Source organism: Aliamphritea hakodatensis (assembly GCF_024347195.1).
Classification (GTDB): Bacteria; Pseudomonadota; Gammaproteobacteria; order Pseudomonadales; family Balneatricaceae; genus Amphritea; species Amphritea hakodatensis.
Map to the genome: position 1 here is coordinate 2,032,283 of NZ_AP025281.1, position 12,689 is coordinate 2,044,971.

Consider the following 12,689-nt stretch of genomic DNA (forward strand, 5'->3'; position numbering starts at 1 on the left):
TCCTGGGTCTGACTCTGTATTTTCCCGGTAATAAGCCGGCGCTTTGCTGTTCTGAAAGCGTCCGGATATCAGCCGTTGCTTATTCTGCTTTTGCAGCACTCAGTAATTTATTCAGTTTACTCTGCCAGCGGGTGAACATCATGGCTGCCGTAAACAGACTGGCAACCAGTAAGCTTTGAGCCAGTGCCAGTAAACTGTTAGGGCCGCCGGCCATGGCGGTCTGTACCGCATGCATAAAATAGATACTGAGGAAGAAGCAAAGCCAGATATGGCCACGCAGATTTTTCCTGATGACCACCGGGTAGAACAGGGCCAGAGGCACTGTCTGTACTGCCCAGATAACATAAGGGTTTGCCGTCGGCGGCGGAGATATCAGAAGATACCAGGCGGTCAGTAACAGGATCAGTCCAAAGTAACTGAGCAGTGTCGCAGCCCGGCTGATATTAACCAGACGCTGAAGTTTTGCTTGCATGGGAAGGTTCTCGTCCAGTGGTTAATTAGCGGGCGTTCAGCAGTTGTGTGGCCAGCCTGCCCAGACGCTTGCCCTGTGCCTGGCACAGATTGCGTTCGGTATTGTCCAGATCCTGACCATCCTGTCCGGCAACATGGGTTGCGCCGTACGGGGTGCCGCCCCGGGTGGTGCTGAGCAGCTCAGACTCAGAATAAGGAATGCCGGCCATCAGCATACCGTGGTGCATTAATGGCAGCATCATGCTCAGCAGGGTGGTTTCCTGGCCGCCGTGTAAGCTGGCGGTGGAGCTGAATACGCAGGCAGGTTTGTCGATCAGCGCACCGCTCAGCCATAAGCTGCTGGTGCTGTCGATGAAGTATTTCAGCGGTGAGGCCATGTTGCCAAAACGGGTCGGGCTGCCCAGTGCCAGACCGCTGCAGTTTGCCAGATCTGCTTCAGTGCAGTAGATGTCACCGTCTGCAGGAATGGTGGGCGCAGACTGTTCACACTCGGCAGACACTTCCGGGACGGTGCGCAGACGGGTGTCAATGCCGCTGGCTTCGATGCCCCGGGCGATCTGTTCAGCCATGGTGCGGGTGGCACCATGGCGGCTATAGTAGAGAACCAGAACGTAAGGTGAACTCACTCAGAGAATCTCCAGTACGGATTCCGGCGGACGGCCAATCCGTGCCTGACCGTCTTTGATGACAATCGGGCGCTCGATCAGCTTCGGGTATTCAGCCATCAGCTCAATAATCTGGTCTTCGCTGAGGGTTTCATCCGCCAGATTGTTATCTGTATATTCAGCTTCACCGGGACGCAGCAGTTCCCGTGCGCTGATGCCCAGCTGGGTGATAATTTCCTTGAGTTCCATTTCAGTCGGCGGATTCTCAAGATACAGGCGGATTTCCGGCGTGACGCCGTTTTCTTCCAGCAGGGCAAGGGTCGCCCGGGACTTGGAGCAGCGAGGGTTGTGGTAAATTTCAGCAGACATAGCACCATACCTTTTAAAGACAGTGAGCAAACAGGCCGTTACTTTTACAACGGCGCAATTATAATAATGATGCGTCAGGCCTATGATATATATGTTTAAACAGGTGGCGCTGACAGGGCTTATTGTATACAGCTTGGCGTTGGGTCTAAAGCGTCAGAAGCGATGATTTGGCAGTTTTTAACGGGGTAACCAGAAGATGTCCGGCAGAAATATTCCTGATGAAAATAAACCCTTCATCAAGTTAGGTGCAGCGGCTGCGTTTGTCCGTTATCTGTTTGTACAGTTTATAGAGAATAAAGGCATGCTGAATGCCTCTGCGCTGACCTATACCACCCTGTTTGCAGTGGTACCGCTGATGACGGTGACGTACGCTATGCTGGCGATTGTGTCGCCGTTTCAGGGGGCCGGTGAGGAGTTGCAGAGCTGGATTTTTGATAACTTTGTCCCGGCAACCGGCAATGTGGTGCAGGAGTATCTGAACAGTTTTGCTGCGCAGGCCCGACAACTGACGGTGGTGGGGATTGTGTTTCTGGTCGTTACGTCGATCATGATGATGAAAAACATCGAGGCGGCATTTAACCGGATTTGGCGGGTGGGTGAACCCCGTAAGGGTTTATCCAGTTTTTTACTGTACTGGGCGGTACTGAGTCTGGGACCGATTCTGATTGGCGTCGGCTTGTTTGTGACCTCCTATGTGGCGTCATTGTCACTGTTTACCAGCGCGACTGAGCTGGTGGGGCGGGGGCGTTTACTGTCGATGCTGCCGATGCTGTTGTCAGCGGCAGCCTTTACCCTGCTGTATGCGGCGGTGCCTAACTGTAAGGTACCGCTGAGAAACGCGCTGATCGGCGGCATTGTGGTGGCGCTGTTATTTGAAACAGCCAAACGCAGCTTTGCTTTTTTTGTCACCCAGTCACCGTCGTATCAGTTAATTTACGGGGCGTTTGCGGCGGTGCCGCTATTTCTGCTGTGGATCTATATCAGTTGGGTGATTATTCTTATCGGGGCTGAGCTGACCCGGGCCCTGAGCGTTTACCGTCAGGAACTGGAGCCGGCTGAGCACTCAAAGCTGCATACGCTGCTGGCGGTGTTGCACCGGCTCTGGCTGGCACAGCAGCGGGGGAAATCAGTGGATGAGCGGGTTTTGCTGCGCCAGGTGGAAGGGCTGGATCAGAGCCGCTGGGATGAGTTTGTGAGGTTACTTACCCCCGGTATTCTGCGCCGTACGGATCAGGGGGAATATCTGCTGGCCCGGGATCTGGGCAGTCTGACACTGGATCAGTTGCAACAGCGTTTACCCTGGCCGTTACCGGATGCCACCGCAGTGGCTGCTATGGAGTTCTGGCAGCGGCGGCTGAATGGCCGGCTTGATGATGTGAATGAACATCGTAAAGTTGCACTGGATGTGAGCCTGGAAGCCTTGTTTGCTGAAACAGCGGCGGATAAGGCAGATTCTGAATCTGCGGCTAAGCTGAATAGTCCTGTGACTAAACCTTAATTTTTTCCTCTTTTTGACAGTCAGGCTATTGCTAAGGAAGTTGTATGGCGCGTACCACCAATTATGTTCTTGAAAATGATGATCTGCCCTTCGCCCGGGACTTTGTCCGTAAGCAGGTCACCCAGGCGGGCGGGCTCAGTGACGGCCCGCTGGTCAGTGCAATTGATGAAATGGATACCGTGCTGCAGCGCCGGGAAGTACGCCTGCTGAGTAAAGAGGAAGCGGTAGAAGTGTTTGCCCGTAACCTGCAGTGCTTTGATGTGCATCCTGAGTTTGCCGGTGTCATGGGCAAGCTGAGAAATGCTTTAAGAGTGCGTAACTACCGCCGCCGTAACGGTTCCCGGAAAGCATCACAGAAGACCATTACTATCAGCCATGAGGCCTGGGCGCTGCTGAAGACCATGGTTAAGCACAGTGACGCGACGAATCTGTCCGAAGCCATTCTTAAACTGGACATTCCTGCTGATGTGATTGCCAGCATCAGCAGGAAGTCCTGAGCATAGGTTTACTTACAGAGCCGTTATTTTTTCCAGATGAACAGCTTGCTGATCTTCCGGCAGGAAGCTGGCAGTAATGCTGTTTGCGGCCAGTTGTTTCAGCTGTTCTGCGGTCATGTTCAGTGCGTCCGCCAGTGCCTGATAATTCGCATTCACGTAACCGCTAAAGTAGGCCGGATCGTCGGAGTTGACGGTGACCCGGACGCCTTTATCCAGTAACTCGAGAATATTGTGTTCGGCCATATCGCTGAAAACTTTCAGCTTGGTATTGGACAGCGGGCATACCGTGAGCGGGATGCGGTGCTGTACCAGATAGCTCACCAGCTGCGGGTCCTGAGTTGCTGCCACACCGTGATCAATCCGGCAGACATTCAGCAGGCTGATTGCATTCCAGATATTTTCCGGCGGGCCTTCTTCACCGGCGTGGGCGACGGTTCTCAGGCCGGCTTCCCGGGCGGCAGCAAATACCCGTTCAAATTTTTCCGGCGGGTGCCCCAGTTCGGAGCTGTCCAGCCCGACGGCGATGAAATGATCTTTGTAGGGTAATGCGTCCCGCAGGGTATTAAAGGCATCCTCTTCGCTCAGGTGGCGCAGGAAGGACAGTATCAGATAGCTGGTGATGCCCAGCTTTTTTTCGCCGTCGGCCAGTGCCCGGCTGATGCCCTGAATTACCGTACCTATGGGGATGCCCCGTTCGGTATGGGTCTGGGGGTCAAAGAATGGCTCGGTATGTACCACACCGTCTGCCTGACAGCGGAGCAGGTAGGCCCAGGTCAGGTCGTAAAAATCGTCTTCGGTCTGTAAGACATTGGCACCCTGATAGTAAATGTCGAGGAAGTCCTGCAGGTTGCTGAACTCGTAAGCGGCACGGATATCTTCAACGGAACTGTAGGGCAGGGTAATGCGGTTGCGTCTGGCCAGTTCGAACATCAGTTCCGGCTCAAGGCTGCCTTCAAGGTGGAGGTGTAATTCGGCTTTGGGAATGGCTTGGATTAGTTGCTGCATCTGATCTCCTTCCGGCTGCGTTCCAGTGTGTTTTACTGCAGCTCTTTTCGTGTTCAGCGCTGTTGTCTGTGAGAACTCTTTGTTTTTGCTGCTTTTGTTTTAAGAAACTATAGCAGGCCGGGGCGCATGAGGCTGGCCTGCTAAACAGTTTTTATTCAAATTTTTCCCGGTATTCGTATGTCGCGGCAAACCGTGACAGCAAATATTCACCGGCGCTTATCTTCGGGTATCTGGCGGGATTGTCGTCGCTGTAACAGCCTTCAAGTGCATCGATGAGCGTATCAAAATTAGGTTCTACAAAAAATGGCATGGAATAGCGTTCCCGGCCGCTGGGGTTAATTACCCTGTGTGGGGTAGAGGTGTAGCGGTCGTTGCTCCAGCGGGCCATCATGTCGCCGATATTGATGACAAAGCTGCCTTCCACCGGGGTGGCATCCAGCCATTCACCGTCACGGTTTTTGACCTGCAGGCCACCCACCTGATCCTGATGCAGAATAGTGATACAGCCGTAATCCGTATGTGCCCCGGCCCCGATTTGTTCAGCGTCCGGCTTAAGGGCGATTTCCGGATAGTGAATAAAGCGCAGTACGCTTATAGGCGCGGTGAACTTATCGGCAAAAAAATCCGGATCGATTTTCAGGGCGATGGCCAGGCCCCGTAAAATGGTTTTGCCCAGTTCGATCATATCCCAGTAATGGGTTTCCATAAGCGCTCTGAAACCGGCGATGTCCGGATAACGGTTCGGGCCATGCAGGGGCTTTTCTGCGACAACGTCCGGGTGATCTTCCGGCAGGTGGCGGCCCATATCGAAGGTTTCTTTAAAGTCTCCCGGGCGTTCCGGGTCCAGCTGTTCGGTGCCGAAGCTGCCGTAGCCCCGGTGGTAAGGGGTGGCGGTAATATCTATCTTCAGTTTTTCTTCATGGGGCAGGGCGAAGAAGGTTTCGCTCAGCTGGCGCAGTTGGTCAATTCTTTCCGGGCTGATGTTATGGCCGGTGATATAAAAGAAACCGCTGTTCTGGCAGGCGCTATCTATCTGGCTGGCGACGGTCTGCCAGTCGGCCGGATCAGAGGAGTAGAGCGGGGATATATCGATTTGCGGGATATAGGGTGTCATGTAACACACCTCCTGATTAAAAGAGTTGGCACCCGGCCGGAATGCACCGGGTGCCAGTGTGTTGTTTGTGAGGGCCGCACCACAGCCCTGCTTTTCAGCTTTTACCGGCTGATTATTCAGCCAGCGGTGTTATTTAGGGATATCGCCCTGAACACCTTCAACATACCAGTTAATGCCCAGCAGGTCTTTAATTGGCATACGCTCGCCAGCGGCGATCATCACTTCACCTTTCTGGTTCTTGATAGGGCCAGTCCATGGGAAGAACTTGCCGCTGGTGATATCAGCGATAATCTGGTTACCTTCGGCTTTTATTTCGTCAGAAACGTTATTGATTTCAGGCACGACAATATCACCTTCGGCCATACCGCCCCAGTAGCTTTCCGGCTTCCAGGTGCCGTCCATTACCTGCTGTACACGCTTGATGTACAGTGGGCCCCATTCGTCCACAACCGACATCAGGTGAGCATTCGGACCGAAGCTGGACATGTCAGATGCCTGACCCACGGCGAACATGCCACGGCGTTCAGCTGCCTGCATCGCCGCAGGGCTGTCAGTGTGTTGCAGGATTACGTCTACACCCTGATCCATCATGACGTTAGCGGCATCCGCTTCTTTACCCGGATCGAACCAGCTGTTCACCCAGACGATCTTCATTTCCGCTTCCGGGTTATATTTGTTCAGCGCCAGCTGTACGGTGTTGATGTCGCGGATCACTTCCGGAATCGGGAAGGAGGCGATGTAACCGATCTTGTTGGTTTTGGTTTTCTTAGCCGCAACAAAGCCCGCTACATAACGGCCTTCGAAGGTTTTGGACAGGTAGTTACCGGCGTTCTTCGAGGTTTTATAACCGGTGGCATGCTCGAATTTGACCTTAGGGAATTGCTTGGCAACCTTGATGGTCGGGTTCATGTAACCGAAAGAGGTGGTGAAAATCAGATCATTACCGGCTTTTGCCAGGTTACGGATAACCCGTTCTGCATCTGCACCTTCCGGTACTGATTCAACGTAGGTTGTCTCGACTTTGTCACCGAAGTGCTTTTCGATAGACAGACGTCCCTGATCGTGCTGATAACTCCAGCCATGATCTCCGATCGGACCCACATACACAAAGCCAACCTTAAGCGGTTCTTCTGCCTGTGCGAGCGGTGCGCTGGCGATTCCCAGGCCAACCGCAACAGAGGCGATAAGATGTTTGATGCTGTGTTTCATTTCAGCTTCCTCATTGGTTTTTAGTGTTCTTATTTAGTGCGCTTGTTTGTCGAGCATACCGGCAAAGCCGGCAATTATTTACGGTCTGCCAGCGGGGTGGAGAAGGAGTATTCCATATCCCACGGGAACCGGATCCAGGTGTCCTGGCTGACTTCGGTGACAAAGGTGTCAACCAGTGGCCGGCCGGAAGGTTTGGCATAGATTGTAGCAAAGTGAGCCTTAGGCAGAAGTTCACGGACATACTGGGCGGTTTTGCCGGTATCTACCAGATCATCAACCAGCAGCATGCCTTCGCCGTCACCGGCGGCGCCTTTGATCAGTTCCAGTTCGCCACGGGCTTTGTCGCCATCACCCTCAGAAGCGCTGTAGCTGGAAATACAAACGGTGTCGATCATGCGGATGTCCATTTCCCGGGCCAGAATGGCTGCCGGTACCAGGCCGCCCCGGGTGATCGCGATGATGCCTTTCCATTTCTGCATATCCAGCAGACGCCAGGCCAGTGCCCGGGAATCGCGGTGAAGTTCGGCCCATGAGACCGGGAAATCCTTGTTGTATGACATGTGAGTCCTCGTTGTTCAAAAAGTCCGGGATCATCCGGTTAATTCTGTGCCTCTGGCGCGGGTTTATAATTGCTGATGTAACCGCTGCCGATGGCGGAAAATGGCAGTTTGAGATTCAGTTCCGGTACCTGACTGGCGACCCAGGCAACAAAGGTGTTGCTGTTCGGACCGGGGAAAACCTTATATTCATGTTTCCAGGGATAACTCAGGGCAGCCTGGCGGATTTTTGTAATCATGGCGTCTGCCCGGGGGCCGGTATGGGAAACCAGCAGTTCCGGTTTTGCGCCGAACCAGTGGCGGTCAGGCACGTCCTGATAAATGCCCAGAACCGGGCGGCCGTTGCCGCCTCGCCAGCCAATGACATCATAGATGGTGTAGCGGCTTTCGCCGCTGTGCTTGGTGGCGATCCACGGGTGGGTGGCAAACCAGCCTCTCCAGCCCCAGGCATCAGCAGCATAAACATGTACCACAGCTTCGCTGAAACGGCTTGGGTCCGGTGCCAGTCCGGCGGACTCCCGGCTTGCGGTTCGCCAGTCAGTATCCGTGGAGCAGGCACCGAGTAAAACTGCCACCAGAGGCAGTAACAGTCGGTATTTGCCGGACATCCACTGAAATGACACGGTTTTCAGCCTCCCGGGTGGAAGGGTTTGCCCAGCCACATTGGGGTGTGCATTTTACTTTTAACCACGTTACTGGAGAGCATCACCAGTACCATAACCGTCGCAGCGTAAGGCATCATGGCGAGGATGTTCGGCGATACCGGATACCCCAGGCCCTGAGCCACCAGATTAAGGATGCTGGCCAGACCGAACAGGTACGCCCCCAGAATGATGCGTTCAGCCCGCCAGGTGGCAAAGACAACCAGTGCCAGCGCAATCCAGCCCCGGCCGGCGGTCATATTCTCGGTCCACAAGGGGGTGTAAGCCAGCGATAGGTAGCCGCCGGCAAGACCTGCCATGGCACCGCCGAAGGCGACTGCCAGATAACGGGTGCGCATGACCGGCAGACCGATAACATTGGCAGCGTGAGGATTTTCCCCCACGGCCTTAACGGTTAAACCGGCGCGGCTGGATTTAAAGAACCAGTAGATTGCAGCAAACAGCCCAAAGGAGAGATAGACAATCAGATCCTGAGCAAACAGCATTTTACCGATCAGGGGAATCTCACTGAGGAATGGAATTGAGTAAGGGTTCAGACCTTCAATTGGCTGGCCGACAAAGTCCGCGCCGATAAAGGCCGACAGTCCGGTGCCAAAAATGGTCAGCGCCAGCCCCGTCGCGACCTGATTGGCGTTCAGCCCCAGCGCAATACCGGCAAACAGCATGGACATAACGACACCGCTGAGGATTGCCAGAATAAAGCCCAGTAACAGGCTGCCGGTGGTCAGGGTGGCAATGAAGCCTATTACCGCGCCCATCAGCATCATGCCTTCCTGGCCGAGGTTCAGGACGCCGGATTTCTCACAGACCATTTCCCCCAGTGCAACAATCAGCAGGGGCGTGCCGGTACGTACCATGGCATAGAGTATATTGGTGATCAGATCGATATCCACGCTCAGTTCCCCGTTACAGCGTTATTGGCGGCGGCTGTTCTCAGCCGGATCCGGAAGTTTATTAATACATCGCATGCCAGCAGATAGAACAGCAGCATCCCCTGAAACAGTGCGGTTACCGCCAGTGGCAGGTTGAGTTCGATCTGTGCCAGTTCTCCGCCCATATAAATCAGGGCCATCAGAATACTGGCGAACAGGATGCCGATTGGATGCAGCCGGCCAAGAAAGGCAACAATGATCGCCGCGTAACCGTAGCCCGGTGAAATGGACGGAATGAGCTGGCCAATAGGGCCGGTGACTTCGCTGGCGCCGGCCAGGCCTGCCAGTGCAGCGCTGATCACCATCGCGATCCAGACCAGATGCTTATGCCTGAAGCCTGCCAGTTTGGCGGCATTGGCATCCGCCCCCAGCACCTTGATCTGAAAGCCGATGAAGCTGCGCTGCATCAGTACCCAGATGCTGACACAGGCGAACAGAGCGAACAGGATGCCGATGTGAATACGGGTATCTTCGATCAGAATCGGCAGAGTTGCGGCATCGCTGAACAGGGCGGATTCCGGAAAACCGTAGCCATCCGGGTCTTTCAGTGAGCCGTGTACGAAGTACAGCAGCAGATACAGAGCGATATAGTTAAACATGATGGTGGTGAGGATTTCATTGGCGTTAAAGCGGGTTTTCAGCCATGCCGCCAGTAACCCCCACAGACCGCCGCCAATCATGCCGCTGATCAGTACGGTAGGTAAAATCCAGAAACCCTCGGCCTCGCCAAATTGCAGAGCAACCGCGCTGCCGACCAGACCACCCATTAACAGCTGACCTTCGGCACCGATGTTCCATACCTGAGCTTTAAAGGCGACCGCCAGTCCGACGGCGCAGAGCATAATAGGTGCGGCTTTTACGCAGAGTTCAGCAATGCCGTAGATATCGGATACCGGGGCAATCAGAAATACTCCTAAGGCATGCAATGGATCGAGGCCCAGTGCCGCAAAGAAAATACCGCCGGTGAACAGGGTCAGCAGGCCGGCAAGCACCGGTGACATATAGGCCATTGCACGGGACTGTTCACCACGGGGGACTAACTTAATCATACGGACTCCTGTGGTACAGCCTGGGGGTCAGTGTCAAAAATGCCGGTCATCCAGCGGCCCACTTCTTCAATACTGGTTTGCTGAGTGGGCTTAGAGGGTGAGACTTCACCGTTGCAGATGGCGCATAACCGGTCACTGATCAGGAACAGCTCATCAATGTCTTCTGATATGACCAGAATGGCGGCACCTGCATCCCGTAACCGGATCAGCGCTTCATGGATGGCGGTGGCAGCACCGATATCCACGCCCCAGGTTGGATGGGCAGCAACCAGCAGTTTCGGGTTCTGAAGGATTTCCCTGCCAATGATAAATTTCTGAAGATTACCCCCGGAAAGGCTTTGTGCAGCGGTGTGCTGATTCGGGGTTTTTACGTTGAAGTCATTAATGATTTTGTCGGCGAATTTACTGGTGGCCTGACGGTTAATGAATCCGTTTCCGACCAGCCCCTGTAAAAAGCCGGTCAGCAAACCGTTATCCTTCAGGCTCATTTCCGGTACGGCACCGCGGCCAAGGCGCTCTTCAGGCACAAAGCCGAGGCCCCGCTGGCGGCGCTGTTTCGGATCAAGGCGGCCAACCGGTTCGCCGGCAAACAGGATTTCGTCGGCCCGTGCTTCCAGTGTTTCTCCGCTGAGTGCAGCCAGCAGTTCTTCCTGGCCATTACCGGCAACGCCGGCAACCCCGAGAATTTCACCGCTGCGGACTTCAAAATCAACGTTTTTCAGGTTGATGCCAAAAGGGTCATCCGTCACCTGTGATAAACCATGCACCTTAAGGAAGACATCATTGCCTTCAGCTTTCGGGTAATCCGTGCTGATAGGGGTGTCATCACCCACCATCATGCGAGCCATGTTAGTGGCACCTGCTTCGGCAGGAATGCAGTCACCGGTAACCTGCCCGGCACGTAATATGGTTGCGCTGTGGCACAGGTCCTGAACTTCTTTGAGTTTGTGACTGATGAACAGAATGCTACAGCCTTCTTCGGCCAGCTGGCGCAGGGTGACAAATAGCGTTTCCACTTCCTGCGGGGTCAGTACCGAGGTGGGTTCATCCAGAATCAGCAGCTGGATGTCCTGTACCAGGCAGCGAACGATCTCTACCCGCTGGCGTTCACCCACCGACAGCGAATGTATATGTCGTTCAGGGTTGAGTTCCATACCGTAACGCTGTGAAACCGTGCGGATCTTGTCGGCAAGTGCTTTAAGGTCACCGGCATCTTCACCCAGTGCAAGGGCGATGTTCTCGGTAACCGTCAGGGTTTCAAACAGTGAGAAGTGCTGGAAAACCATGCCGATACCCATACGTCGGGCGGTGGCCGGGTCTTTTATGGTGACCGGGTTTCCCTGCCAGTAGACCTGACCGGCATCGGGTTTGGTGACGCCATATATGATCTTCATCAGGGTGCTTTTACCGGCGCCGTTCTCACCCAGCAGGGCGTGGATTTCGCCGGGTTCGATTGCCAGATTGATCCGGTCATTGGCCAGACAGCCGGGATATTGCTTGGTAATCCCCTGCAGTCGCAACCGTAAATTCAGGTTGTTGCCGGCATCATGGTGCGTGTCCATCGGTGGAGTGTCCTCATCAACGGATGCATGCTCACATGCGTCCGGAATGGTCATTATGACCAGAGTGTTATTATTTTTTTACACGAGGCAAAAATATATTCAAAAACTGATTCAAAAGACAGGTTTTTCTTGTTTGTCGTGTAAATTGAAAGAGTTATTCCATGTAACGTTTCTGATTTTTAAATACTTTTTCCGGGTACCAGGTTTTGCCATAGCTGCCGTTGTAGCGGGCAAGTGCTTCGGTGAGATTCCCTTTGGAGCGTTCCAGATAATGCTTCAGTATGGTGGAGCCGTAGCGGATGTTGGTCTGAATATTCATCAGGTTATCCTGCTCGCGGCCAATTTCTTTCTTCCAGAACGGCATGATCTGCATCAGCCCCTGAGCACCGACGACGGATACCGCAAAACGGTCGAACAGGCTTTCGGTATGCATCAGCCCCATCAGCAGCGAAGGAGGCAGTTCTACCCGGCGGGCTTCAGCGTGGAGGGTACGCAGAATTTCAATCCGCTCCAGCTCGTCATCGACGTAGCGGGCGGTGCGGCCGGACATATCCGTCAGCCAGACTTCTGCATCAAAGCGGTCATCAAAACTGTCACTGTCGGCGAAGGCATCTTTAAGTGCCTGACGCAGCAGGGGGTCTGGTGCCGGTTCCTGGGCCGCTGCGGTCAGAGGGAGCAGGCAGGCGAGTAGCAAGCCGATCAGAAAGTGGCGGAGTATTTTGGCGGGCACAGGCGCAGTCACGGCGGGGTGCTCAGAGTACGCTGCTGAAACCTTCAAACTGAGGCGGCCCCAGGTACAGGCCTTCCGGGCGGCTTTTGCCGGCGTTGGCATGGGCCTGTTTAAAGGCGTCGGATTTCAGCCAGGCATCAAAGGCTGCCTTGTCGCGCCAGATGACGTGTGATGCCATCAGGGTATAGGTTTCATTGCTTTCACCCTGTATCAGGCTGAAAGATTCAAAGCCGTCAACGCTGTGCAGCTGGCTGTCACGGTTGCGCCAGATGCCGATAAATTCCTGTTCTCTGCCTAAGGCGATTTTGAAACGGTTCATCGCAATATACATGCGTATTCTCCCTGGTCCCTGTACGTATCTCTGAGCATAGCAAAGTGCATTAAACGGCGGTCAGCCAAAACTAACACCCCGGCGCATGGCCGGGGTGG

The 12,689-nt window shown here is 54.3% G+C and carries 15 protein-coding genes; 2 read left to right on the forward strand and 13 right to left on the reverse strand.

Translation table 11 applies throughout. The features are described from left to right. Positions 1–79: 79 nt before the first annotated feature. The 3 genes from PCI15_RS09270 to arsC are packed head-to-tail and all read right to left on the reverse strand — an operon-like array spanning position 80 to position 1,445. A complete protein-coding gene (locus PCI15_RS09270; RefSeq protein WP_271274045.1) occupies positions 80–472 on the reverse strand; it encodes a DUF2069 domain-containing protein in 393 nt (130 codons plus the stop codon). A gap of 25 nt (positions 473–497) precedes the next feature. Then, entirely contained in the window at positions 498–1,097 is a 600-nt protein-coding gene (gene wrbA / locus PCI15_RS09275; RefSeq protein ID WP_271274046.1) for an NAD(P)H:quinone oxidoreductase, read from the reverse strand. Further along, on the reverse strand, positions 1,098–1,445 hold the full coding sequence (gene arsC, locus PCI15_RS09280) for an arsenate reductase (glutaredoxin) (RefSeq protein ID WP_271274047.1): 348 nt from the start codon (positions 1,443–1,445) through the stop codon (positions 1,098–1,100). Positions 1,446–1,641: 196 nt separating this feature from the next. Here arsC and PCI15_RS09285 point away from each other — a divergent pair, with 196 nt between their 5' ends. Next, entirely contained in the window at positions 1,642–2,943 is a 1,302-nt protein-coding gene (locus tag PCI15_RS09285) for a virulence factor BrkB family protein (protein WP_271274048.1), read from the forward strand. 44 nt (positions 2,944–2,987) lie between these two features. Continuing rightward, positions 2,988–3,440 (forward strand): hypothetical protein, encoded by a 453-nt coding sequence (locus PCI15_RS09290; protein WP_271274049.1) that lies wholly within the window; start codon positions 2,988–2,990, stop codon positions 3,438–3,440. Positions 3,441–3,452: 12 nt separating this feature from the next. Here the strand turns inward: PCI15_RS09290 and PCI15_RS09295 are convergent, their stop codons facing one another. The 10 genes from PCI15_RS09295 to hmuQ form a co-directional block, all read right to left on the reverse strand. Then, complete coding sequence (locus PCI15_RS09295) at positions 3,453–4,445, reverse strand: adenosine deaminase (RefSeq protein WP_271274050.1); 993 nt, start codon at positions 4,443–4,445, stop codon at positions 3,453–3,455. A 151-nt stretch (positions 4,446–4,596) separates the two neighbouring features. Next, positions 4,597–5,559, reverse strand: coding sequence for an isopenicillin N synthase family dioxygenase (locus PCI15_RS09300; RefSeq protein WP_271274051.1), 963 nt, complete (start codon positions 5,557–5,559; stop codon positions 4,597–4,599). Between the two features lie 129 nt (positions 5,560–5,688). Continuing rightward, on the reverse strand, positions 5,689–6,768 hold the full coding sequence (locus tag PCI15_RS09305) for a BMP family ABC transporter substrate-binding protein (RefSeq protein ID WP_271274052.1): 1,080 nt from the start codon (positions 6,766–6,768) through the stop codon (positions 5,689–5,691). Positions 6,769–6,842: 74 nt separating this feature from the next. Next, positions 6,843–7,328 (reverse strand): xanthine phosphoribosyltransferase, encoded by a 486-nt coding sequence (gene gpt / locus PCI15_RS09310; RefSeq protein WP_271274053.1) that lies wholly within the window; start codon positions 7,326–7,328, stop codon positions 6,843–6,845. A gap of 38 nt (positions 7,329–7,366) precedes the next feature. Beyond that, a complete protein-coding gene (locus PCI15_RS09315; protein ID WP_271274054.1) occupies positions 7,367–7,948 on the reverse strand; it encodes a DUF3750 domain-containing protein in 582 nt (193 codons plus the stop codon). A gap of 5 nt (positions 7,949–7,953) precedes the next feature. Beyond that, entirely contained in the window at positions 7,954–8,880 is a 927-nt protein-coding gene (locus PCI15_RS09320) for an ABC transporter permease (RefSeq protein WP_271274055.1), read from the reverse strand. A 2-nt stretch (positions 8,881–8,882) separates the two neighbouring features. Beyond that, positions 8,883–9,968: an ABC transporter permease gene (locus PCI15_RS09325; protein ID WP_271274056.1), complete on the reverse strand. Its 1,086-nt coding sequence runs from the start codon at positions 9,966–9,968 to the stop codon at positions 8,883–8,885. Then, positions 9,965–11,530, reverse strand: a complete 1,566-nt coding sequence (locus PCI15_RS09330; protein ID WP_271274057.1) for an ABC transporter ATP-binding protein — start codon at positions 11,528–11,530, stop codon at positions 9,965–9,967. Before PCI15_RS09330 ends, PCI15_RS09325 begins: the two co-directional genes overlap by 4 nt. A gap of 154 nt (positions 11,531–11,684) precedes the next feature. Further along, the gene (locus PCI15_RS09335; protein WP_271274058.1) at positions 11,685–12,272 is read right to left on the reverse strand and encodes a lytic transglycosylase domain-containing protein; all 588 of its coding nucleotides are present in this window, start codon (positions 12,270–12,272) and stop codon (positions 11,685–11,687) included. Between the two features lie 10 nt (positions 12,273–12,282). After that, positions 12,283–12,591, reverse strand: a complete 309-nt coding sequence (hmuQ, locus tag PCI15_RS09340) for a heme-degrading protein HmuQ (protein ID WP_271274059.1) — start codon at positions 12,589–12,591, stop codon at positions 12,283–12,285. Between the last annotated feature and the right edge of the window lie 98 nt (positions 12,592–12,689).